The sequence below is a fragment of the Streptomyces sp. NPDC006624 genome (assembly GCF_040611555.1).
In the GTDB taxonomy this organism is placed as follows: domain Bacteria; phylum Actinomycetota; class Actinomycetes; order Streptomycetales; family Streptomycetaceae; genus Streptomyces.
In genome coordinates, this window is record NZ_JBEXOM010000007.1 from 183,487 (window position 1) to 206,448 (window position 22,962).

General features: G+C 71.7%; 20 protein-coding genes and 1 tRNA gene. 7 read left to right on the plus strand and 14 right to left on the minus strand.

Going from position 1 to position 22,962, the window contains the following annotated elements; genetic code table 11:
- Window positions 1–22 precede the first annotated feature (22 nt).
- The 4 genes from ABZY20_RS16030 to ABZY20_RS16045 all read right to left on the minus strand — a co-directional run bounded on the left by ABZY20_RS16030 (window position 23) and on the right by ABZY20_RS16045 (window position 4,460).
- A complete protein-coding gene (locus ABZY20_RS16030) occupies window positions 23–910 on the minus strand; it encodes a Cof-type HAD-IIB family hydrolase (RefSeq protein ID WP_356442003.1) in 888 nt (295 codons plus the stop codon).
- A 102-nt stretch (window positions 911–1,012) separates the two neighbouring features.
- Window positions 1,013–1,915: an LLM class flavin-dependent oxidoreductase gene (locus ABZY20_RS16035; protein ID WP_356442004.1), complete on the minus strand. Its 903-nt coding sequence runs from the start codon at window positions 1,913–1,915 to the stop codon at window positions 1,013–1,015.
- Between the two features lie 92 nt (window positions 1,916–2,007).
- Window positions 2,008–2,556, minus strand: a complete 549-nt coding sequence (locus ABZY20_RS16040) for an RNA 2'-phosphotransferase (protein WP_356442005.1) — start codon at window positions 2,554–2,556, stop codon at window positions 2,008–2,010.
- A 143-nt stretch (window positions 2,557–2,699) separates the two neighbouring features.
- A complete protein-coding gene (locus tag ABZY20_RS16045) occupies window positions 2,700–4,460 on the minus strand; it encodes an SDR family oxidoreductase (RefSeq protein ID WP_356442007.1) in 1,761 nt (586 codons plus the stop codon).
- A 168-nt stretch (window positions 4,461–4,628) separates the two neighbouring features.
- On the opposite strand from ABZY20_RS16045, the gene ABZY20_RS16050 reads away from it, so the two are divergent.
- From ABZY20_RS16050 to ABZY20_RS16075, 6 genes are all read left to right on the plus strand, one after another.
- Window positions 4,629–5,597 carry an ABC transporter ATP-binding protein gene (locus ABZY20_RS16050; protein ID WP_356442260.1) on the plus strand — a complete coding sequence of 323 codons (969 nt, stop codon included), beginning with the start codon at window positions 4,629–4,631 and terminating at the stop codon, window positions 5,595–5,597.
- Window positions 5,587–6,504, plus strand: coding sequence for an ABC transporter permease (locus tag ABZY20_RS16055; protein ID WP_356442009.1), 918 nt, complete (start codon window positions 5,587–5,589; stop codon window positions 6,502–6,504). Before ABZY20_RS16050 ends, ABZY20_RS16055 begins: the two co-directional genes overlap by 11 nt.
- Window positions 6,501–7,412, plus strand: a complete 912-nt coding sequence (locus ABZY20_RS16060) for an ABC transporter ATP-binding protein (protein ID WP_356442011.1) — start codon at window positions 6,501–6,503, stop codon at window positions 7,410–7,412. The genes ABZY20_RS16055 and ABZY20_RS16060 overlap by 4 nt, the downstream gene beginning before the upstream one ends.
- A gap of 9 nt (window positions 7,413–7,421) precedes the next feature.
- A complete protein-coding gene (locus tag ABZY20_RS16065; protein WP_356442012.1) occupies window positions 7,422–8,141 on the plus strand; it encodes an ABC transporter permease in 720 nt (239 codons plus the stop codon).
- Window positions 8,142–8,242: 101 nt separating this feature from the next.
- The gene (locus ABZY20_RS16070; RefSeq protein ID WP_356442013.1) at window positions 8,243–8,506 is read left to right on the plus strand and encodes a hypothetical protein; all 264 of its coding nucleotides are present in this window, start codon (window positions 8,243–8,245) and stop codon (window positions 8,504–8,506) included.
- Between the two features lie 292 nt (window positions 8,507–8,798).
- Window positions 8,799–8,888 (plus strand) — tRNA-Ser (locus tag ABZY20_RS16075).
- Between the two features lie 191 nt (window positions 8,889–9,079).
- Here ABZY20_RS16075 and ABZY20_RS16080 read toward each other — a convergent pair.
- The 9 genes from ABZY20_RS16080 to ABZY20_RS16120 form a co-directional block, all read right to left on the minus strand.
- On the minus strand, window positions 9,080–9,898 hold the full coding sequence (locus ABZY20_RS16080; RefSeq protein WP_356442014.1) for an HAD family hydrolase: 819 nt from the start codon (window positions 9,896–9,898) through the stop codon (window positions 9,080–9,082).
- Window positions 9,895–11,172 (minus strand): serine--tRNA ligase, encoded by a 1,278-nt coding sequence (gene serS / locus ABZY20_RS16085; RefSeq protein WP_356442015.1) that lies wholly within the window; start codon window positions 11,170–11,172, stop codon window positions 9,895–9,897. The genes ABZY20_RS16080 and serS overlap by 4 nt, the downstream gene beginning before the upstream one ends.
- A 521-nt stretch (window positions 11,173–11,693) precedes the next feature.
- Window positions 11,694–12,626 carry a prephenate dehydratase gene (gene pheA, locus ABZY20_RS16090; protein ID WP_356442016.1) on the minus strand — a complete coding sequence of 311 codons (933 nt, stop codon included), beginning with the start codon at window positions 12,624–12,626 and terminating at the stop codon, window positions 11,694–11,696.
- Between the two features lie 62 nt (window positions 12,627–12,688).
- Window positions 12,689–13,978 carry an iron uptake transporter deferrochelatase/peroxidase subunit gene (gene efeB / locus ABZY20_RS16095; protein ID WP_356442018.1) on the minus strand — a complete coding sequence of 430 codons (1,290 nt, stop codon included), beginning with the start codon at window positions 13,976–13,978 and terminating at the stop codon, window positions 12,689–12,691.
- A gap of 6 nt (window positions 13,979–13,984) precedes the next feature.
- A complete protein-coding gene (locus ABZY20_RS16100) occupies window positions 13,985–16,024 on the minus strand; it encodes a copper resistance protein CopC (RefSeq protein ID WP_356442020.1) in 2,040 nt (679 codons plus the stop codon).
- A gap of 13 nt (window positions 16,025–16,037) precedes the next feature.
- Window positions 16,038–16,520, minus strand: a complete 483-nt coding sequence (locus tag ABZY20_RS16105) for a copper chaperone PCu(A)C (protein ID WP_356442022.1) — start codon at window positions 16,518–16,520, stop codon at window positions 16,038–16,040.
- Window positions 16,517–17,170 carry an SCO family protein gene (locus ABZY20_RS16110; RefSeq protein WP_356442024.1) on the minus strand — a complete coding sequence of 218 codons (654 nt, stop codon included), beginning with the start codon at window positions 17,168–17,170 and terminating at the stop codon, window positions 16,517–16,519. The genes ABZY20_RS16105 and ABZY20_RS16110 overlap by 4 nt, the downstream gene beginning before the upstream one ends.
- A 92-nt stretch (window positions 17,171–17,262) precedes the next feature.
- Window positions 17,263–17,997 (minus strand): YcnI family protein, encoded by a 735-nt coding sequence (locus ABZY20_RS16115; protein ID WP_356442025.1) that lies wholly within the window; start codon window positions 17,995–17,997, stop codon window positions 17,263–17,265.
- Window positions 17,998–18,125: 128 nt separating this feature from the next.
- Entirely contained in the window at window positions 18,126–18,941 is an 816-nt protein-coding gene (locus ABZY20_RS16120; protein ID WP_356442026.1) for a hypothetical protein, read from the minus strand.
- Window positions 18,942–19,240: 299 nt separating this feature from the next.
- On the opposite strand from ABZY20_RS16120, the gene ABZY20_RS16125 reads away from it, so the two are divergent.
- Window positions 19,241–19,699, plus strand: a complete 459-nt coding sequence (locus tag ABZY20_RS16125; RefSeq protein WP_356442028.1) for an ATP-binding protein — start codon at window positions 19,241–19,243, stop codon at window positions 19,697–19,699.
- A gap of 117 nt (window positions 19,700–19,816) precedes the next feature.
- Here the strand turns inward: ABZY20_RS16125 and ABZY20_RS16130 are convergent, their stop codons facing one another.
- Entirely contained in the window at window positions 19,817–22,813 is a 2,997-nt protein-coding gene (locus ABZY20_RS16130; protein ID WP_356442030.1) for a glycine--tRNA ligase, read from the minus strand.
- Window positions 22,814–22,962: the final 149 nt, after the last annotated feature.

A 22,962-nucleotide genomic window follows, 5' to 3' on the forward strand; every position in this document is an offset into this window, starting at 1 on the left:
GGTCCGCCGGAGCGGCGCGTTGCTACCGCCGCTCGGCCAGCAGCTGCTCGATCACGATGGCCACCCCGTCCTCGTTGTTCGCGACCGTCCGCCCGGAGGCCGCGGCGACCACGTCCGGGTGGGCGTTGCCCATGGCGTACGAGCGTCCTGCCCAGGTCAGCATCTCGACGTCGTTCGGCATGTCCCCGAACGCGACGACCTCCTCGTGCGAGATGCCGCGCTCGGCGCAGCACAGGGCGAGCGTGCTGGCCTTGGACACGTCGGGACCGCTGATCTCCAGCAGCGCGCTGGGGCTGGAGCGGGTCACGTTGGCGCGGTCGCCGATGGCGAGCCGGGCCAGGGTCAGGAAGGCGTCCGGGTCGAGTTCGGGGTGGTAGGAGAGGATCTTCAGCACCGGCTCGGCGGCCGCGCGATGATCGGGGGACAGCAACTCCTCGGCCGGGGCGAGGCTGTCGGGAATCTCCATGTGCAGCTTGGGGTACGCGGGCTCCTGGTAGAAGCCGTACGTCTGCTCCACGGCGTAGACGGTGCCCGGCGCGGCCTCGCGCAGCAGCCGGACGGCGTCCAGCGCGTTCTCGCGGGCCAGCTCGCGCACCTTCACGAACCGGTGGGCGCCGGGGCCGCCGTGCAGGTCGACCACGGCCGCGCCGTTGCCGCAGATCGCCAGACCGTGGCCGTGCACGTGGTCGCTGACGACGTCCATCCAGCGGGCCGGGCGGCCCGTGACGAAGAAGACCTCGATGCCCGCCTCCTCGGCGGCGGCCAGCGCTTCGACGGTGCGCGGGGAGACCGACTTGTCGTCGCGCAGCAGGGTGCCGTCGAGGTCGGTGGCGATCAGTCGTGGCGGGAGGGTCTCGGCCACGGTCTCGGGCTGTCGGGTCGCTGAGGTCACCCGGCCATTGTCCCGCATATGCCCGCTCGCCCGTGCGGGACTCCGCACAGGTGAGTGAATACCGTCCCTGTCGGGGCCTGGGCGGCCCTTCCCGGACACCTGACCGGTCCCGGCCCGCGCTCAGCGCAGCTGCGCCAGTGCCTCCATCGCGATGCGCTCGAAGACCTTCTCGTCCGCCGCGAACTGCGTGTCGGGGATCGGCCAGTGGATCACGAACTCGGTGAATCCCAGCTCCACGTGCCGGCCGGCGAAGTCCACGAAGGCGTCCAGGGACTGCAGCGGCCGACTGCGGTCCGGGGTGAACCCGGTGAGCAGGACCTTGTCGAGGCCGGTCATGTCCCGGCCGGTCTCCGCGCAGATGTCGGCCAGCTTCTCGGCCTGCCCGCGAATGGCCTGAATCGACTGCTCGGGCGTGCCGTTCTCGTACAGCTTGGGGTCGCCGGTGGTCACCCACGCCTGCCCGTGCCGGGCGACGAGCCGCATGCCGCGCGGCCCGGTCGCGGCGATCGCGAAGGGCAGCCGGGGACGCTGCACACAGCCGGGGATGGTGCGGGCCTCATGAGCCGAGTAGAAGTCGCCCTCGTACGACACCGCGTCCTCGCTGAGCAGCCGGTCGAGCAGCGGGACGAACTCGGCGAAGCGGTCGGCGCGCTCCCGCGGACTCCACGGTTCCTGGCCGAGCGCGGTGGCGTCGAAGCCGGAACCGCCCGCGCCGATGCCCAGGGTGAACCGCCCACCGGAAATGTCGTCGAGGGAGATCAGTTCCTTGGCGAGGGTGACGGGATGCCGGAAGTTCGGCGAGGTGACCAGCGTGCCCAGTCGCAACCGTTCGGTGACGGACGCGGCGGCGGTGAGGGTCGGCACGGCGCCGAACCACGGGCCGTCCCGGAAGGTGCGCCACGAGAGGTGGTCGTATGTGTACGCCGTGTGGAAGCCGAGCTGCTCGGCACGGGTCCAGGCCGTACGGCCGCCTTCGTGCCAGCGGCGGTACGGGAGAATCACGGTGCTCAGACGCAGACTCATGGGACCGAGCCTAAAGGAGCCCAGCCGCTTCCCGGTGTTTCACGTGAAACGTCGCCCTGAGGACATCGGAGCCGCCGTCCCCGCCCGGCAGGTCAGTGCGGCCCGGGAAAGCGCAGGTAACCCGGCGGTACGGAGTCGGTCAGCCACACACCGTTCTCGCTCACGTGGAAGACGTGGCCGTCCCGGTGCATCGCGGCCGCGTCCACGCCGAGCACCACCGGCCGGCCGCGCCGGGCCCCGACCCGGGTCGCCGTCTCACGGTCCGGTGACAGATGCACGGCGTGCCGGTTCATGGGCCGGAGCCCTTCGGCCCGGATCGCGTCCAGGTGGCGGGCGACGGTGCCGTGGTAGAGGTGCGCCGGAGGAGTCGCCGGCGCCAGCCCGAGGTCGATCTTGACGCTGTGGCCCTGGCTGGCGCGGATCCGGGTGCCCTCCACGGCGAAGCGCCGCTTGTCGTTGGTGGCGACGACATGGTCCAGTTCGTCACGCGTGAACCGGAAGCCGTGCTCCGCGGCCGCGGCGATGAGCGTGTCGATCTCCACCCACCCGGCCTCGTCGAGCGTCAGCCCGATCCGTTCGGGCTGGTGGCGCAGATGCCTGGAGAGGTACTTCGACACCTTCACGGTGCGTCTTTCATCCATCCCTCCAGAGTGCGGGAGAGACGCGAATCACGCGATTGAGTTTCGTCCCGCAGGTTTGATCCACAACCAAGCGGCGTTATCCACAGGAAGAGTGCGCGATCCTGTGGACAACTGCCCTCAGTGACAGGGCTTTTGGTACTCCGTCACACCGGGGGCCGTACTCGCGCGATCCTTCGCAGCGCCCCGGGAGCGAACCGCGAAAGCATCCGCGCAGCGCGCGCCTCCGGCGTCACCGGCACGACCGCCTCGTCACGGACGACCGCGCGGAGGATCGCCCGGGCGACCTTCTCCGGAGGGTAGTTGCGCAGCCCGTAGAGCCGGGCGGCACGCCATTGGAGCCGCTTCTCCTCCTGCGCGTCCACCCCCGCGAAGTGCGCGGTCGAGGTGATGGCGGTGTTGACGAAGCCGGGGCAGACCGCGCTCACGCCGATCCCCTGCCCGGCCAGTTCCGCCCGCAGGCACTCGCTGAGCATCAGCACGGCCGCCTTGGAGGTGCTGTACGCGGGCAGGGCCCGGGTCGGCTGGTACGCCGCCGCCGACGCCACGTTGACGATGTGGCCGCCCTGGCCCCGCTCGGCCATCCGGCGGCCGAAGAGCCGGCAGCCGTGGATCACGCCCCACAGGTTGACGTCGAGGACCTTCTTCCAGTCCTCCGGCGTGGTGTCGAAGAACGAGCCGGACAGCCCGATCCCGGCGTTGTTCACCAGGACGTCCACCACGCCGTACTCGGTGGCGACCTTGTCGGCCAGCGCCTCCATGGCCCGCTGGTCGGAGACGTCGGTCGTCTCCGCCCACGCCTGCCGCGCGCCCCGCCGGAGGGCCGACTCGGCGGTGCGGGCCGCCGCCTGACCGTCCCGGTCGACGGCCACCACGCGCGCACCGGCCTCGGCGAAGGCGAGCGCGGTCGCCCGCCCGATGCCGCTGCCCGCCCCGGTGACCAGCACCAGCTGCCCGCCGAACCGCTCGGCGTGCCGGCCGCCCGCCGCCACCGGGGACCGCCCGTTCTCGACGGACCGGACGAACTCCTCGATCCACGCGGCCAGCTGGTCGGGACGCGTCCGCGGGATCCAGTGCCCCGCCGCCACCGTCCTGCGGGTCAGCTGCGCAACCCACTGCTCCAGGTCGTCGTACAGCCGCTCCGACAGGAACCGGTCCCCCAGCGGCGTGATGAGCTGCACGGGCGCGTGGGCGTGCGCGTCCGGGCGCGGCTCGCGCAACCGGGGCCGGACGTTGTCGCGGTACAGCCAGGCCCCGCGGGCCGCGTCCGACGGCAGGGAGGAGGTGGGGTAGCCGTCGCCCCGGGGCACCTTCTCGACGCGCTCCAGTACCCCTGGCCAGCGCTTGCCGAGCGGGCCGCGCCAGGCCAGCTCCGGCAGCACGGGCGTGTGCAGCAGGTAGACGTACCAGGACCGGGCGCCCTGGCCGAGCAGCTGGCCGACCCGGCGCGGGGTGGGGCGCCGCATGCGCCGGTTGATCCAGTGGCCGAAGTGGTCGAGGGACGGCCCCGACATCGAGGTGAGGGAGGCGATGCGGCCCTCGGTGCGCTTGACGGTCGTGAACTCCCAGGCCTGCACCGAGCCCCAGTCGTGCCCGACCAGATGCACCGGCCGGTCCGGGCTGACCGCGTCCGCGACGGCCAGGAAGTCGTCCGTGAGCTTCTCCAGCGTGAACCCGCCGCGCAGCGGGCGCGGCGCCGTGGACCGGCCGTGGCCGCGGACGTCGTACGTCACCACGTGGAAGTGCCCGGCGAGCCGCTCGGCGACCTCGGACCACACCTCCTTGCTGTCCGGGTAGCCGTGCACCAGGACGACCGTGGGCCGCCCCGGATCGCCCCTCTCGGCCACGCACAGCTCGACCTCGCCGGTCCGTACCCAGCGCTCCCGCACGCCCGTCCGCAACGTCATCCGGCGAATCTGGCAGTTGTTAGAGAGTTCGTCAATAGAAGGTTCCCGGTGGTGGTAACCCTGAGGGACCAGGCCCCCTAAGGGCCCGTAATACTCGAGGCTGATCCCAAGACAGCTCTGCGGAGTGACGACCGCCACGCACACGGCCCCTACCGTCGAAGCGTGACTGTGATCGCGACCGAAAGCCTGAGCAAGCGGTTCCCCCGGGTGACCGCGCTTGACCGGCTCTCCGTGGACGTCGGGCCCGGTGTGACCGGACTCGTCGGAGCCAACGGGGCCGGCAAGTCCACACTGATCAAGATCCTGCTGGGTCTGTCCCCCGCCACGGAGGGCCGCGCCGACGTGCTCGGCCTCGACGTCGCCACCGAGGGCGCCGCCATCCGCGAGCGCGTCGGCTACATGCCCGAGCACGACTGCCTGCCGCCGGACGTCTCGGCCACCGAGTTCGTCGTCCACATGGCGCGCATGTCCGGCCTGCCGCCCACCGCGGCGCGCGAGCGCACGGCCGACACCCTGCGCCACGTCGGCCTCTACGAGGAGCGCTACCGCCCCATCGGCGGCTACTCCACCGGCATGAAGCAGCGCGTCAAGCTCGCCCAGGCCCTCGTGCACGACCCCCAGCTGGTCTTCCTGGACGAGCCCACCAACGGCCTCGACCCGGTCGGCCGCGACGAGATGCTCGGCCTCATCCGCCGCATCCACACCGACTTCGGCATCTCGGTCCTGGTCACTTCCCACCTGCTGGGCGAACTGGAGCGCACCTGCGACCACGTCGTCGTCATCGACGGCGGCAAGCTGCTGCGCTCCAGCTCCACCACGGACTTCACCCAGATCACGACCACCCTCGCCATCGAGGTCACCGACACCGACGAGCACCCGGACGGCACACGCGCGGTCCGCGAGGCGCTGCACGCGCGCGGGGTGACCGTCGAGGACGGCAGCGGCCTGCCCGGCGCGGGCCACGTCCTGCACCTGACCGCGCAGGGCGAGGAGACCTACGACCTGGTCCGGGACGTGATCGCCGACCTCGGCCTCGGCCTGGTGCGCATGGAGCAGCGCAGGCACCACATCTCCGAGGTCTTCACGACCAGCGACGAGCGCGAGCAGCGGAAGGAGGCGGTCGGCCATGGCGGTTGAGCACTCCACGGGGACCCCCGCCCCGGCCCCGGGCGACCAGACCCGCATCCACAACATCGGCTACCGCGGCTACGACGGCCCCCGCCTCGGCCGCGCCTACGCCCGCCGCTCCCTGTACTCGCAGTCCCTGCGCGGCTCCTACGGCCTCGGCCGCTCGGTGAAGTCCAAAGTGCTGCCGATGCTGCTGTTCGTGGTGATGTGCGTGCCCGCGGCGATCATGGTCGCCGTCGCGGTCGCCACCAAGGCCAAGGAACTGCCCCTGGACTACACGCGCTACGCGATCGTCATGCAGGCGGTCCTCAGCCTCTACGTCGCCTCCCAGGCGCCGCAGTCCGTCTCGCGGGACCTGCGCTTCAAGACCGTACCGCTGTACTTCTCCCGGCCCATCGAGACCGCCGACTACGTCCGCGCCAAGTTCGCGGCCCTGGCCTCGGCGCTGTTCGTCCTCACGGCCGCTCCCCTGCTCGTGCTCTACGTGGGCGCGCTGCTGGCCAAGCTCGACTTCGCCGACCAGACCAAGGGATTCGCACAGGGACTGGTCTCCGTGGCACTGCTCTCGCTGCTCTTCGCCGGCATCGGCCTGGTCATCGCGTCCTTCACCCCGCGCCGCGGCTTCGGCATCGCCGCCGTGATCGCCGTGCTGACGATCACCTACGGAGCGGTCTCCACCCTCCAGGCCATCGCCGACGCACAGGGCAGCAGCGACGCCGTGCCGTGGATCGGGCTCTTCTCGCCCATCACGATCATCGACGGTGTGCAGTCCGCGTTCCTCGGCGCGACCTCCGCCTTCCCGGGCGGGATCGGCCCGGGCACCGCCGAGGGCGTCGTCTTCGTCCTCGCCGCCCTCGGCCTGATCGCGGCGAGCTACGGCCTGCTGATGCGCCGCTACAAGAAGGTGGGACTGTGACCACGCTCTCCATCGACCACGTCTCCCGCTGGTTCGGCAACGTGGTCGCCGTCAACGACATCACCATGACCATCGGCCCCGGCGTCACGGGCCTGCTCGGCCCCAACGGCGCCGGGAAGTCCACCCTCATCAACATGATGGGCGGTTTCCTGGCCCCCTCCACCGGCACGGTCACCCTCGACGGGCAGCCGGTGTGGCGCAACGAGAAGATCTACCGGCACATCGGCGTCGTCCCCGAGCGGGAGGCGATGTACGACTTCCTCACCGGCAAGGAGTTCGTGCTCGCCAACGCCGAGCTGCACGGACTGGGCGCCAAGGCGGCCCAGAAGGCCCTGGCCACCGTCGAGATGGAGTACGCGCAGGACCGCAAGATCCAGACGTACTCCAAGGGCATGCGCCAGCGCGTGAAGATGGCGAGCGCCCTCGTCCACGACCCCTCGCTGCTGCTGCTCGACGAGCCGTTCAACGGCATGGACCCGCGCCAGCGCATGCAGCTCATGGACCTGCTGCGGCGCATGGGCGACGAGGGCCGCACGGTGCTGTTCTCCTCGCACATCCTCGAAGAGGTCGAGCAGCTCGCCTGGCACATCGAGGTCGTGGTCGCCGGCCGGCACGCCGCGAGCGGCGACTTCCGCAAGATCCGCCGTCTGATGACCGACCGGCCGCACCGCTACCTGGTGCGCTCCAGCGACGACCGCGCCCTCGCGGCCGCGCTCATCGCCGACCCGTCGACGTCCGGAATCGAGGTCGACCTCACCGAGGGCGCGCTGCGCATCCAGGCCGTCGACTTCGGCCGCTTCACGGCGCTGCTGCCGCGGGTGGCCCGGGACCACGGCATCCGCCTGCTCACGGTCTCGCCGTCCGACGAGTCCCTCGAGTCCGTCTTCTCGTATCTGGTCGCGGCGTAGGAGGCCCTGATGTACGACCCCACAGTCGCCCGGCTCACCTACCGGGCCCTGCTCGGCCGGCGCCGGGCCCTCATCCTCGGCGCGCTGCCGCTGCTGCTCATCGTGATCGCCGTGGCGGTCCGCGCCCTGGCCGGAGCGGACGACCAGACGGCGTCCGACCTGCTGGGCGGACTCGCACTCGCCACGATGGTGCCGATCATCGGCGTGATCGCCGGTACCGGCGCGATCGGCCCGGAGATCGACGACGGCTCGGTGGTGTACCTGCTGTCCAAGCCGATCAAGCGGCCGACCATCATCTTCACCAAGCTGATCGTCGCCATCGCGGTGACCATGGTGTTCTCCGCGGTGCCCACGCTCGTCGCGGGCTTCATCCTGAACGGCAACGGCCAGCAGGTCGCCGTGGCCTACACGGTGGCGGCCCTGGTCGCGTCCATCGCCTACGCGGCCCTGTTCCTGCTGCTCGGCACGGTCTCGCGGCACGCCGTGGTGTTCGGCCTCGTCTACGCCCTGGTCTGGGAGGCCCTGTTCGGCTCCCTGGTGCCGGGCGCCCGCACGCTGAGCGTCCAGCAGTGGTCGCTGGCCGTCGCCCAGAAGGTGTCCGGCGGGGACCTGGTCTCCTCCGACGTGGGCCTGACGACGGCGACGGTCCTGCTGGTGGCCGTCACGGTGCTGGCCACCTGGTACGCCGGCCAGAAGCTGCGCTCGCTCACCCTCGCCGGAGAGGAGTGACGTGCCCCGGCCTTGACTGAGGCTTCATCTCCGCCACGGCACACTGGGCACACGGGACGGAGGAGAAGCACACGGGAGTTGGACGGCTGGGGAGGACGCAGATGGCGGGCGAGAGGGCTCAGAACGACGACGGCGGGCAGCCGGGATCCGGAGACGGAGCCGCCGCCGACGACCTCGAAGGTCTCGTTTTGGACGACGACTTCATACGCTCCGCCGGGACCTCCGAGCCGTCCGCCCGTGCCCGGATGCTGGCCGCGCGCTGGCGCCGGGAGGAGCCCGAGCCCCAGCCCTGGCGCTCCGACGAGCCCCCCGCGGGCTGGTTCTTCAGCAAGGCGCGCAGACGCAGGTGGCGCAAGCGGCAGTGAGCCGGTCAGGGCGCCGACCGGTCGGCCGAGCCCGGCGATTTAATCGGTGGCGCCCAATTCGTCGGGCGGGCAGAGTGGTTGTCGTTCCTGCCGGGCGATGACCCGGCGTCACGTTCTGGGAGAGGAGCCGGACGATGTCCATGCACGGCAGTACGTCCAGCTCCCTTCAGGGCAGCCCACGGCGGGCTCCGGAGTAGTCCCTACCTCTCCGTAGAGCCTTGCCCCACACGGGGAGCTGCCCGGGGCGGCCGCTTCGAGCACGCGACTCGCACCTCGCGTGGGCCGCCCACCCGGAGGATTGGCCGAGTGGTAAGGCACTGGCTTGCTAAGCCATGGTCGGGCCGACAAGCCCGCGCACGTTCGATCCGTGCATCCTCCGCCAGACAGCGAGCACCGAGCACCCAGTACTGAGCACCGCACCAGCGCTTTCGCTCAGAACGCCGAGCACCGCAGCAGCGCGTCCGCCCTGAACGCCGGGTGCCGGCCAGGCACCCGGCTCGGCGACCGCCCGCGCAGTCCGACGCCCGGGTCAGCGACTGCCCGCGCAGCCCGACGCCGCGCCCGGCCACCGCGTCAGCCCAGCAACCGCTCCAGCACCACCGCGATGCCGTCCTCCTCGTTGGAGGACGTCACCTCGTCGGCGACGGCCTTCAGCTCCGTGTGGGCGTCGGCCATGGCGACGCCGTAGGAGGACCAGGCGAACATCGGTATGTCGTTGGGCATGTCGCCGAAGGCGATCGTGTCGGCCGCCTTCGCCCCGAGCCGCCGCGCCGCCAGGGACAGGCCCGTCGCCTTGGACAGCCCCAGGGGGAGCAGCTCGACGATGCCCGCGCCCGCCATGACGACGGAGACGAAACCGCCCGCGGTGCGCGTGGCCACCTCGCACAGCTCGTCGTCCGACAGCGTCGGGTGCTGGATGTACAGCTTGTTCAGCGGCGCGCTCCACAGGTCCGACGCGTCCGTGAAGGGCGTCGCGGGCAGGGCGCCCTGGACCGCGTAGCCCGGGCCGACCAGCACCTCGCCGTCCAGGCCGTCGCGGCTCGCCGCCAGGTGGAGCGGGCCGACCTCCGCCTCGATCTTGGCGAGAGCGACCCCGGCGAGCTGCCGGTCCAGCGTGACCGACGTCAGCAGCCGGTGCGCGCCGGCGTCGTAGACCTGTGCCCCCTGCCCGCAGACGGCGAGGCCCTGGTAGCCGAGCTCGTCGAGGATGTGCCGGGTCCAGGGGACCGCGCGGCCGGTGACGACGATGTGTGCGGCGCCCGCCGCCGTCGCGGCGGCGAGCGCGTCACGGGTGCGGGGCGACACCGACTCGTCGGACCGCAGCAGCGTCCCGTCGAGGTCGGTGGCGACCAGCTTGTACGGGAAGCCGCCCGAGGGGGCCGTGTCGCTCACTTGGCCACCGGCTCCAGGACCTCCCGGCCGCCCAGGTACGGGCGCAGCACCTCGGGCACGCGCACCGAGCCGTCGGCCTGCTGGTGGTTCTCCAGGATCGCCACGATCGTGCGCGGTACGGCGCACAGCGTGCCGTTGAGCGTCGCGAGGGGCTTGACCTGCTTGCCGTCACGCACACGGATCGACAGGCGGCGGGACTGGAACTCCGTGCAGTCGGAGGTCGAGGTCAGCTCGCGGTACTTGCCCTGCGTCGGGATCCACGCCTCGCAGTCGAACTTGCGCGCGGCCGAGGCGCCCAGGTCGGCGCTCGCCACGTCGATCACGCGGTACGGCAGCTCCAGCGAGGTCAGCCACTGCTTCTCCCATTCCAGCAGCCGCTGGTGCTCGGCCTGGGAGTCCTCCGGTGCGACGTAGGAGAACATCTCGACCTTGTCGAACTGGTGCACGCGGAAGATGCCCCGGGTGTCCTTGCCGTGCGAGCCGGCCTCGCGGCGGAAGCAGGGCGAGAAGCCCGCGTAGCGCAGGGGGAGGCGGTCGGCGTCGATGATCTCGTCCATGTGGTACGCCGCGAGCGGCACCTCGGACGTGCCGACCAGGTAGAGGTCGTCGTCGGCGAGGTGGTAGACGTCCTGGGCGGCCTGGCCGAGGAAGCCGGTGCCCGCCATGGACTGGGGGCGGACCAGGGCCGGGGTCAGCATCGGGGTGAAGCCGGCCGCGGTGGCCTGGGCGATCGCCGCGTTCACCAGGGCGAGCTCCAGGAGGGCGCCGACGCCGGTGAGGAAGTAGAAGCGGGAGCCGGAGACCTTCGCGCCGCGCTCGACGTCGATGGCGCCGAGGATCTGGCCGAGCTCCAGGTGGTCCTTGGGCTCGAAGCCCTCGGCGGCGAAGTCGCGGATCGTGCCGTGCTTCTCCAGCGTGACGAAGTCCTCCTCGCCGCCCACGGGGACGTCCGGGTGGACCAGGTTGCCGAGCCGGAGCAGCAGTTCCTGGGTCTCGGCCGCCGCGGCGTCGCGCTCCGCGTCGGCCGCCTTGACGTCGGCGGCGAGCTGGCTCGCCTTCTTCAGCAGCTCCGCCTTCTCGTCCCCGGCGGCCTTGGGGATGAGCTTGCCGAGCGCCTTCTGCTCGGCGCGCAGCTCGTCGAAGCGGACGCCGGACGACCTGCGCCGCTCGTCGGCAGACAGGAGGGAGTCGACGAGCGCGACGTCCTCTCCACGGGCACGCTGGGAGGCGCGCACACGGTCGGGGTCCTCACGGAGCAGGCGAAGGTCAATCACACGCCCAAGGCTACCGGTGAGGGCTGACCGCTCACGACTGCCTATTCGGATGGCGCCTTACGTACCGTTATGGGGGAATTGCGCGCCGTGTCAAGGGGATGGGGCCTTTCCCTGGAAAGGGGCATCCCCAAGGTCCCGCCTTGACTCGAATCCCTTGCGGTTGCGGCGACTTGGGGATTGGTTGTCCACAGGGATCCACATCTGCCGAATAGTTATCCACAGGCTGTGTGGAAGATCTGTGGACGTCGGAATTGATCACTCCGGAAGGCTCGGCCACCCCTCGGAATTCCCGATGCAAACCGGCTTTGCCCTCACTTTCGAGTGGAATGAGGTCACTCCGAAGAGTGATGCAAGGTGAAGCGGTGGACGAAGGGTGACCTGCCCATGGATGGGTGCATCCGAGGCCTGTAGGGCGATTTGTCGACTGAATCACGCTTGGTTGTCGACTTGTCCCCAGGTCGAGAAGCTGACCTGTGGACAACTTCTGTGGATAACGGCCGCCGGCAGGCAGGGCCGGCCCTCTAGAACCGGCCGTCCTGGCACCGGGCGACCCAGTCCGCCGCCGCCACGAACTCCTCGTCCGAGGTCCCGAGCCGCGGCGGCTGGACGTCCATCGGCTGCAGGTCCGCGCGTGGGTACGAGCCGAGGTAGCGCACCTGGAGGCAGATCCGCTTCAGGCCCATCAGGGCCTCGGCCACCCGCCGGTCGTTGATGTGGCCCTCGGCGTCGATGCAGAAGCAGTAGTTGCCGATGCCGGCGCCGGTGGGGCGGGACTGCAGCAGCATCAGGTTGATGCCGCGGGTGGCGAACTCGCCGAGCAGGTCGCGCAGGCCGCCGGGGTGGTCGTCGCGCTGCCAGAGCACGACGGAGGTCTTGTCCGCGCCGGTGGGTGCGGCCGGCCGGGCGGGGCGGCCGACCAGGACGAACCGCGTCTGGGCGTTCTCGGCGTCGTGGATCCCGGTCTCCAGGGCCTCGAGGCCGTAGCGGGCGGCCGCGAACTCACCCGCGAAGGCGGCGTCGTACCGGCCCTCCTGGACCAGCCGGGCGGCGTCCGCGTTCGAGGCGGCCGACTCCCAGTGCGCGTCCGGCAGGTGCTTCTTCAGCCAGTTGCGCACCTGGGGCTGGGCGGCCGGGTGGGCGGAGACGGTCTTGATCCCCGAGAGCTTCGTACCGGGCCTGACCAGCAGCGCGAAGGTGATCGACAGCAGCACCTCGCGGTAGATCATCAGCGGGGTGCCGGCGACCAGCTCGTCGAGGGTGGTGGTGATGCCGCCCTCGACGGAGTTCTCGATCGGCACGAACGCGGCCTCGGCCTCGCCGGCGCGTACCGCGTCGAGCGCGGACTGGACGGACACGTACGGGATGAGCTCCCGGGTGGCGGCCTCGGGAAGCCTGCGCAGGGCGACTTCGGTGAAGGTGCCCTCGGGACCGAGATACGCATAGCTCGCTGGCATGACCTCACCCTAATGGCCTGGGGGAAGCGCCATCCCCCACAAGCCGGTGCGGGGAATGCCTCTCACCCCTCCAGCAACTTCTGCCCCACGTACTCGCCCTCGGCCGCACCTCCCGGGACCGCGAACAGGCCGCTGGACTCGTGCCGGATGAACGGCGACAGGGCGTCGCCGCGGTCGAGCTTGCGCTGCACCGGCACGAAGCCGCGCAGCGGATCGGCCTGCCAGCAGATGAACAGCAGGCCAGCGTCAGGCACCCCGTCGGCGTCGATCCCGTCGTGGAAGGAGAACGGCCGGCGGAGCATCGCGGCGCCCCCGTTCTGGTCGGGCCGGGTGATACGGGCGTGGGCGTTGATCGGAACGACCGGATTGCCCTCGGCGTCCGTCTTCTCCAGGTCCATCGCGGTCGTCTCGGTGCCGCCGGACAGGGCGGCCCCGTCGGACTTGCGGCGCCCGATGACGTCCTCCTGCGCCTTGACGGAGAGCTTCTCCCAGTCGTCGAGCAGCATGCGGATGCGGCGGACGACGGCGTAGGAGCCGTTCGCCATCCAGGCCGGTTCACCCTTGTCGGGGACGAAGATCCGCTGGTCGAAGTCGGCTTCCTCCGGCTTCGGGTTGCGGGTGCCGTCGATCTGGCCCATCAGGTTGCGGGCCGTCATGGGGCGGGCGGTGGCGCCGGGCGAGCGGTTGAAACCGTTCATCTGCCACCGCACCCTGGCCGCCCGTCCCGCGTCCTTCTGGATCGCGCGCAGGGCGTGGAAGGCCACGAGGGCGTCGTTGGCGCCGATCTGCACCCACAGGTCGCCGTTGCTGCGGTTCTTGTCGATGCGGTCGGAGGAGAACTCGGGCAGGGGGTCCAGCGCGGTGGGGCGCTGCTTCTCCAGGCCGGTCCGGGCGAAGAAGCTGTGGCCGAAGCCGAAGGTGAGGGTCAGCGACGAGGGCCCGGCGTCACGGGCGACACCGGTGTCGTCGTGGGCGCTGGGTTCGCCCGCCATCAGCCGCCGGGCCGTCTCCGACCAGCGGCGGAGCAGGGCGGCGGCTTCCTTGCGGCCCGCGCCCGCCGCCAGGTCGAAGGCGACGAGGTGGCCACGGGCCTGGAGGCCGTCGGTGATGCCGGGCTGATGTTTCCCGTGAAACATCGCCCGGTCGGTGCCCAGCGAGGTGAGCGGCGCGGCCGCCTCGGAGGGGGCGGCGGCGTATCCGACCGCGGCGCCCGCCGTGCCCAGGACGAGGCCGGTGGCGCCGGCGGTGCCGAGGAGACGCCGCCGCGAGATGCCTTCCCGGACGGCGGCCGCGGGGGCCTCCGCCTCGGTGGTCTCGGGGGTCCGGGCCTCCGGGATGGACTGGTCAGCCATGGTGGTTCAGCCGATCTGCGCGTTCTTGGTGACGGTCACCTCGTCGATGTCGGAGGTCCGCACGGACACGGCGACCTGCCAGTCGCCGGCCATGGGGATCTGCACTCCGCTCGCCGACCAGTGTCCGGTAGCGATGTGGTCGGGGACGACGGGCAGGGGCCCGAGGGCCTTGGCCTCCAGGGTGAACTCGATCTTCACCTCGGGGATGTCGAAGGCGCGGCCGTCGGGGCGCTCCACGTAGACGTGCAGGTCGTTGCCGCCCACGCGAGCCGGGTCGAGGTCGACGGTGACGACGCCCTTGCCGTCCCGGCCGCCGGTGTCGAAGGGCATGTTCAGCGTCAGCGCCCCGGAGGCGCCCGGGCCGGTGGGGGAGGCAGCGGACGAGGTGGCCGCCTTGGCCTCCTGTTCCGTACGTCCCGGCTCGGTCTGGGTCAGCACGGTGGTGACGGCGAGCAGCACGACCGCGATACCGGCCTCGGCCAGCACGGAGCGGCGCAGACCGAAGCGGTGGGGGTCGGCGTCCCGCAGCCGCTTCTGGCGGGCGGCGCCCCGAGCGGCCTGCTGCCGGGCGAGCTGGGCGGCGCGTTCGGCGTCGGCGGGCTTGCCGGGGTCCGGCTGCGCCCCGGGGCCGTCAGGCCGGGCCGCGGTGCCGGTCCCGGTGTCCGTGGCCGCGGACGCGGGCGCGTCCGTGCCCGTGTCGGCCCGGTCGTCGCCGGCCGCGGCCTCCGCGGTGCCGCCCGTCGTGGCGTTCCCCGCACCGACGCGGGCCTCGGTCCCCGCGCCGACCGGCTCCTTCTCCCGCTCCTCGGGAACCGTCTCCGTCAGGCGCCCCGTCCACCGCCGCGACAGCCACGCCACACCGACCAGGACGGCCACGAGGGCGATCTTGGCGAGCAGCAGCCGGCCGTAGCGGGTGTCGGTGAAGGCCGACCAGGAGCCGAGCTGCCGCCAGGACTGGTACGTCCCGGTCACGATCAGCGCGAGGACGCTGCCGAAGGCCAGCCGGGAGAAGCGGCGTACGGCGGAGCTGTCGACGGGGGTGCCTGCGGGGGCCCGGTACAGGGCGACCAGCAGGGCGCCGAGCCCGCCGAGCCAGGCGGCGACGGCCAGCAGGTGGAGCACGTCGACCGGCATGGCGATGCCCGCCTGGAGTCCGACCGAGGCGTGCTCGGACATGGCCCAGCTCGCGGCGAGCCCGGCCGCGACGACACCGCCGCCGATCGCCAGCCCGAAGCTCAGGTCGCGCTTCTCCTCGGGGTCCTCGCGCTTGTCGTAGGCCCCGAACAGCACGGCGATGAACAGCGCCGCCGCGGCGAGCAGCAGCAGCCGGGAGACGAGGGCCGCGCCGGTCTTGGTCTGCATCACCTGCCCGAGCAGGCTCAGGTCGAAGACGTCGGCGACCTTCCCGGAGCCGGTGAACGAGCCGCGCAGGAGCAGCAGCGCGAGGGTCGCCGCGGTGAGCGCGAGCCATCCGGAGACGACGAACCGCTGCACCGGCCGCACCCCGGCACCGCGTGGCCAGCAGGCGAGCACGAAGGCGGCGCCGCCGGCCAGCACGATGAACCCGGCGTACGACACGTACCGCCCGAAGCCGTACAGCCAGCCGACCACCCCGTCGTCCGTCCTCTGCCCGGAGACCGTCACGGTCGTCTTGGAGGGGGCGCCGATGGAGAAGGTGTAGGCGCCGGAGACGGGGTGGCTGTCGGCGGAGACGACCTGGTAGGCGACCGTGTAGGTGCCGTCGGGCAGGCCCGGCTTGAGCCGTACGGCGTAGGTCGTGCCGCTGACGCCGGACGGCTCGCCCGTGTCGGCACGCTCGCCGTCGGGATCGAGCACACGCAGCGAGTCGCCGGACACCGCGACCTGCTCGGAGAAGGTGAGCGTGATCCGGGCCGGGGCCTCGTCGACCACCGCCCCCTGCCCGGGGTCGCTGCCGGTCACCGCGGCGTGCGCGGAGGCCGGACCGGCTCCGGCGAGGAGTGCGCAGGCCACGGCCAGGAGCAGCAGTACCAGGGCCCGGACGCGGGGGGCGTGGGTCGGCGTCACAGAGGTTCCTCCCTCAGTGCCCGGTCTTCGGGGTGTAGGTCGCGGGCTTCACCGGCATCTCGACCTTCACGGGGTCCGAGTGCGCGAAGTGCAGCTCGACGGAGACGGTCTGGCCTTCCTTCGGCTTGCGCTTGAGCTGCTCGAACATGAGGTGGTCGCCGCCGCTCCGCAGCTCCAGCCGGCCGCCCGCGGGGATGGTGAGGCTCTTGACCTCCCGCATGGCCCCGTCGACGGTCTCGTGCACGGTGACCTGCCCGATGTCGCTGGTCACCGAGGTCAGCTCGTCGGCGGCACCGCCCTTGTTGCTGACGGTGAAGAAGCCGGCGGCCATGTCGTCGGAGACCGGTTGCGGCATGTACGCGGAGCCGACGGAGAGTTCCGCCTTCCCGGAGCCGCTGCCGGAGTGGGACCCGGAACCCGCGTCCGAGCCGCCGCAGCCGGCCAGGGCCAGCGCTCCGGCCATGACGAGCGCCGCCGGGAGGAGTCGCCGCGTCACGGGTTCTCCCCCTTGACGATCTTGGGGAGGTCCTTGGTGTACTCCTCGACGGAGGCGTCCTCGCCGTAGAGCACATAGCCGCCGTCGGTCTTCGGCGAGAACGCGATGACCTGGGTGCCGTGTTCGGAGACGAGCTTGCCGTTCTTGTCCTTTGTCGTCGGCTCGATGGAGATGCCGAGGGTGCGGGCGCCGGCCTGGATGGTCGCGAAGTCGCCGGTGAGACCGACGAACTCGGAGTCGATGCCCTTGAGCCACTTGCCGAGTTCGGCCGAGGTGTCGCGCTGCGGATCGGTGGTGACGAACACCACGCGCAGCTCGTCCTGTTCGGCCTTGGGCAGCTGCTTCTTGGCGACGGCGATGTTGTTCATCGTCAGGGGGCAGACGTCGGGGCAGTGCGTGTAGCCGAAGTAGATCAGCGTGGGCTTGCCCGCGGTCTCCTCGCGGAGGTCGTACTTCTCGCCCTCGGTGTCGGTGAGGACCAGGTCGGGCTTCTCGAACGGCTTGTCGAGGACCGTCGCGGCCTTGTCGGCGCCGGCCTCCTCCGACACCACGGAGACGGGCTTGTCGCCGTCGTCGCCGCTGCCGCAGGCGGTGAGGGTCAGGGAGGCGGCGGCGAGCAGGGCGGCCGCGGCGAAGGTCTTGGTGCGCATAGAAAAATGTCCCAGATGTCGGTGACCCGGCGCGCACCGGGGTGTTCCGCCCGCAGGCGGGAACCCGGCGCGCGCCGAGCGACGGATCAGCGTCAGGCGGTGCCGCGCCGACGGCCGGCGAGTACGCCGTAGGCGACACCCGCCGCGCCGACCACGATGCCGACGACGCCCAGGACGCGGGCGGTGGTGTCGGTGTCGTCGGAGGAGCCGGTGTCCGCGGCGGCGGTGTCGGTGGAGGCCTTCTCGGCCGACTCGGCGTCATCGGCCGGGGAGCCGTGGTGCCCGTCCTCGGATGCGGCGGACAGCCTCAGCACGGGAGCCGGGTTGTCGGGCTCCTCCTGCCCCTCCTGCGGCACCTCGATCCAGCGCACGACCTCCTTGTTGTCGTACGTCTGGAGGGCCTTGAAGACGAGCTGGTCGGCGTCCTCGGGCAGCTGGCCGACGGAGACCGGGAACTTCTGGAAGAAGCCCGGCTTGATGCCGTCACCGTCGGCGGTCCAGGTGACCTTGGAGACGGCCTCGGAGATCTTCTCGCCGTGCATCTCCAGCGGCTTGTCCAGCTTGGACGTGGTGACCTCCACCTTCCAGCCCGGAACCGGCTCCGGCATGACGGAGGCCAGCGGGTGGTCGGTGGGGAAGGTGACCTCGAGCTTGGTGGTCGAGGCGTTGTCGCGCTCGTTGGGCACCTTGAAGTCGACGACGGCGTAGCCGCCCTTCTCGGCCGGGCCCTCGGGCTGCACGGAGACGTGCGCGAAGGCGGGAGCGGACAGGGTCAGCACGGTCAGACCGGCGGCGGCGCAGGCCGCGGCGATACGGGAAGCCTTCATGGAAAGGGGCACTCCGCTGTGTGTCGGGATGAGGAAGAGGGATGCGCACACGCGCGTGCCGCACGACGGCGGCCCTCTCCTCCGGGCCCTCCGGACAGACAGGGAGGGGGAGCAGCGGTCGCGTCGCGTCAGGCGGCCAGGGCGAGTGCGGCTGCGGAAGCCGGGGCGGCCGGCGGGCCACGCCGGATCACCGAGTGCTGGAGCGCGACGGTCCGCGGCATCGAGGGCTCGGGCCGCACGGCCCGCACGGGGCGGGGGCACGCGTCCGGCGCTCCCGGGAGCCCGGCACGCAGAGCGCGCACCAGCGCCAGGGCGGCCCGCAGGGAGCGCACGAGCGCTCCTTCGGCGCCCTGGGCCGACAGTTCGGCGAGCCGCAGCACCGCGAGGTCGCCGCGGCGCAGCAGCCAGCCCGCGGCGAGGGCCGCGAGGACGTGGCCGAGCATCATCGGCAGGGACGGCCACAGGGAGGCCGAGGAGCCCGAAGCGGCCTCCAGATGCGTCACGTGCGCGTCCGGGACCGGCTGGAGCCGGGCGTCGGTGAGGATCTTGTGGGCCTGCGCCGGGCTGATCGCCGCCGCCGTCGTACCGCACACCAGCCGCGCGGCCTGCTGGACCAGGGCGGCGTCGCTCAGGCCCGCCGATGTCGAGGACGTGGCGGCGGCCGTGCCGTGCTGGCCCAGGCCGAACAGGGTGTGCAGCACCGTCTGGCCGAGCGCGAGCAGTGCCGTGATCCCCGGCAGGGAGCGTGCGCGCCCGGTGAGCGGAGCGGCCACCGCGGCCACACCGAGGAACCCGGCGCCCAGCGTCCAGAGCGGGATGCTCTCGCAGGAGGCGAGTGCGTGACCTGCCCCGGCCAGCACGACGCAGACCGCGGCGAACACCGCGGCCCGCAGGATCCGGAGCGTGAGTCCGGAGCGCGTCGTGGGCGTGTGGGGGGCAGTCATGGCGGGCCAATCATCGCACTGGCCCCGTGGGTCTCGTGCGGCAGGTCCGCAAGATGCCCTACGACCGGAACGTCCCTCTCTGGCCCCGCCCGCACCCGAATGCACCGCCGGCTCGTTCTCACGAGGAGTTGAGAGGACCGGCGTTCTGCCTCATCGGTACCGGTTCGCACCCGCACATACACCGATCAGGACCAGTGCGCATCCGCCGTATGGGCGGCGTCACGTCAACTTCACGCTTACACACGGGGACTCAGGGCAATACGTAACGGTATGTCGAGCCGCAGCCAGGAGGCTGGAGCATGAGCATCTGGTGGTCACTCCATCTGCGGCGCGAAGCTGCGAGCGTGCCGCTCGCCCGCCGCCTGCTGATCGGCACGATGGAGACCGCGGGCGTGGATCCCGACATCTCCTACGACCTGTCCGTCGCGCTCAGCGAGGCCTGCGCGAACGCCGTGGAGCACGGCGGCGAGCTGGGGCGCGGCCCGGGCTCGGAGGCGTACCGGGTCACCGCCTACCTCGACGGTGAGAAGTGCCGGATCGAGGTGGCCGACGCGGGCCCGGGGTTCCCCGCGCCCGCCCCGGCGCGCCCGCAGATCCGGCCCGCCCACTCCGACGCCGAGAACGGCCGAGGGCTGTGCCTCATCGAGGAGCTTGCGGACCACGTCCACATCGGCAACAAGCCGGGGCGCGGCGGGGCCGTGGTGAGTTTCGACAAGGTCCTCAAGTGGCGCGAGGACGCACCGCTCATGGCGGTCTGACCCCACCTCCGCGGACCGGTGGGGTGTTTCACGTGAAACACGTGGATCGGTGGTGTTTCACGTGAAACACCACCCAACGCCGTCTTTGAGCGCCCCTCCGGGACTGCCGCCCCCCGCCTACAGCGCGTTCCAGTCCAGCGTGGCCCGCGCCGGCGCCGCCACCTCCGCGAGGAGTGCCAGCCGTGCCGCCCGGATCGCCGGATCCGGGTCCATCACCAGCACCTCGTCGAAGAAGACGCCGATCGCCTCGACCAGCGGGCCGGAGACCTCGACCAGCGCGTCCAGGTCGTGTTCCCGGCCCTGCAGCGCCTGCCGTACGGCCTCCGCGACCTCGGCGAGACGCAGCTCCGCGGGTGCCGTCAGCAGGGACGGATCCGCACCGGCCGCCGGCCCCTCCTCGGGCAGGATCCGCACCACGCGCTGCAGCGCCGCGGCGAGCGCCTCGAACGCCTCGCTGCCGACGTGCCGCTCCAGCGCGGCCAGCGTGCGATCGCCCTGGGCGGGGCGGTCGGCCCAGCCCAGCACGGCCTGCACGAGCCGGTGCTCGTGCCCGGCGTCCGTCAGCTGCTGCTCGTAGCGCCGGGTGATCAGCTCCAGAGCCTCGGCGACCCGCTGGGCGGGCACCTGGACGCCCTGCGCGGCGTACCGTACGGCCGCCGCGCGCAGCCCGTCACTCACCCGGACATCGGCGACCGCGGGCACGCTGCGCAACACGTTGAGCAGCCCGATCGCCGCCCGGCGCACCCCGTACGGATCGGAGCTCCCGGTCGGCGCGGCGCCGATCAGGAACATGCCGGTCACCAGGTCGAACCGGTCGGCGAGGGACAGCACGGCACCCGCGTCCCCGGTCGGCAGGGCGCCACCGGCGGAACGGGGCAGCTCCATCTCGGCCAGCGCCCGGGCGATCTCCTCGGACTCCCCGGCCCGGCGGGCGTACTCCTCGGCCATCACCCCGGCCAGCCCCGAGAACTCGATCACCATCTGCGACGCCAGGTCGAACTTCGCCAGCGCACCCGCCCGCCGGACGACCTCCACCGCCTCCTGAGGGAGCCCGGCCCGTCCGGCCAGGTCCAGAGCGAGGAAGGCGATGCGCCCGGCACGGTCGGCGACCGTCCCGAGCCGGTCCTCGAAGGTCAGCTTGTCCAGCCGGCGCCGGAACTCCTCCGGCGCCACCTTCAGATCCGCCCGCCAGAAGAACGCGGCGTCCTCGTACCGCGCCCGCAGCACCGCCTCGTTGCCCGCCCGCACCACGTCGTCGTCGCACAGGGCGTTGGCGAAGGTGACGAAGTGCGGCATGAGGCGCTCGCCGTCCAGCACGGGCAGATAGCGCTGGTGCTTGCGCATCACGGTGGTCAGGACGCTCGCGGGCAGCTCCAGATACCGCTCGTCGAACGACCCGCGCACGGCGTAGGGGAACTCCAGGATGTCGGTGATCTCGTCGATCAGCCCGGCCTGCGCCTCGATGTCGATCCGTCCGCCGACCTCGGCCGCGGCCTCCAGGGCCCCGCGCACCACCGCCCCGCGCCGGGCGTCCCGGTCGAGCAGGATGCCGTGCATGTGCAGGAAGTGCGGGTAGCCCTCGGCGGAGGTCACCCGGACCTCCGGATACGGGGCCTGCCGCTGCACGCGCGTGGTGTCGCCCGCGGAGAGGGAGGAGACTACCACGGGCAGGGGAGTGCGGCCCAGCAGCGCGAGCAGCCAGCGCACCGGACGCGAGAAGGACAGCCCGGGGTCGCTCCAGCGCATGTTGCGCCCGGCGCGCAGCCCGGCGACCACCTCGGCCAGCAGGTCGCTGAGGACCTCCACGGCCGGGCGCCCCGCCTCGTGACGGGTCACCGCCACGTACTCGGTCCCCTTGACCTCGACGATGCGCACGTCGCCCGGTTCGGCGCCCTGGCTGCGCGCGAAGCCCAGCAGGGCGGGCGTGGGAGCGCCGTCCTTGTAGGCGGCGGCTGCCTTGGGTCCGCGTACGGTCCGCACGGTGTCACGCTCGCGCGGCTGCACACCGTCGACCGTGATCACGATCCGGCGCGGCGTGGCCATCACGGTGATCGCGCCGTGCCCGAGCCGCGTCTCGGCCAGCTTGGCGGTGACCGACGCGCGTACCGCCTCGGTCGTCGCGGGGACGTCCGCGTACGGGAGTTCCTCCACACCGATCTCGAACAGCAGCGTCTCGACGCCGGGCACCTTGGGCAGCGGGGCCCGTTCGGCCGGGGCCGGTGCGGGCGCCACCCCGAGCGGATGCTCCAGCGCGGCCCGCCGGCGCTCCCACAGCTTGGCCGACTCGTGCGTCAGCCCTCGCATCAGCGCGAACGCCTTGGCCCGCTCGGTGGTGCTGATCGCCCCGCGCGCGTCCAGCACGTTGAAGGTGTGGCTGCACTTGAGCACGTACAGGTACGCCGGTACGGGCAGCTCCAGGTCGAGCAGGCGCCGGGCCTCGGCCGCGTACGCCTCGAACAGCCCCTGGTTGGTGTCGAGGTCGGCGTCGTCGAGGTAGTAGCGGCTCATCTCGTACTCGTTCTGCCCGAACACCTCCCCGTAGGTGATCCCCGGGGCGTAGACGATGTCCTTGAAGTGGGCCACTCCCTGAAGGTTCATCAGGATGCGTTCGAGGCCGTAGGTGATCTCCACCGACACCGGGTCCAGGGCGACACCGCCGACCTGCTGGAAGTAGGTGAACTGGGTGATCTCCATGCCGTCCAGCCAGACCTCCCAGCCCAGCCCCCAGGCACCGAGCGCGGGCGAGGCCCAGTTGTCCTCGACGAACCGCACGTCGTGCGCGTTCAGGTCGACGCCGAGCGCGCGGAGGCTGCCCAGGTAGAGCTCCTGCGGGTTGCCCGGGTCGGGCTTGAGGATCACCTGGAACTGGGTGTGGGTCTGGAGCCGGTTGGGGTTCTCGCCGTAGCGCGAGTCGTCCGGCCGCACGCTCGGCTCGACGTAGGCGACGCTCCACGGCTCCGGCCCCAGCACCCGCAGCGCGGTGGCCGGGTTGGCCGTACCGGCTCCGACCTCGGTGTTCAGCGGCTGCGTGATCATGCAGCCGTTGTCACTCCAGTACTTCTGGAGGGTGAGGATGGCGTCCTGCATGGTCAGCGCCGTCTGAACGTTCTTCATGGTGATCGCGCCCGTCCTCGGTTCGGCCCGGCAAGGTCGGCCATGATCTCATACGTCAACTGGCGCTGACCTGGTGTTTTTTGACCAACGGACGGAAGGCCCCGGACGATTCACAGGGCTCTCCCACCCCGGCCTCACACGCCTGGCGC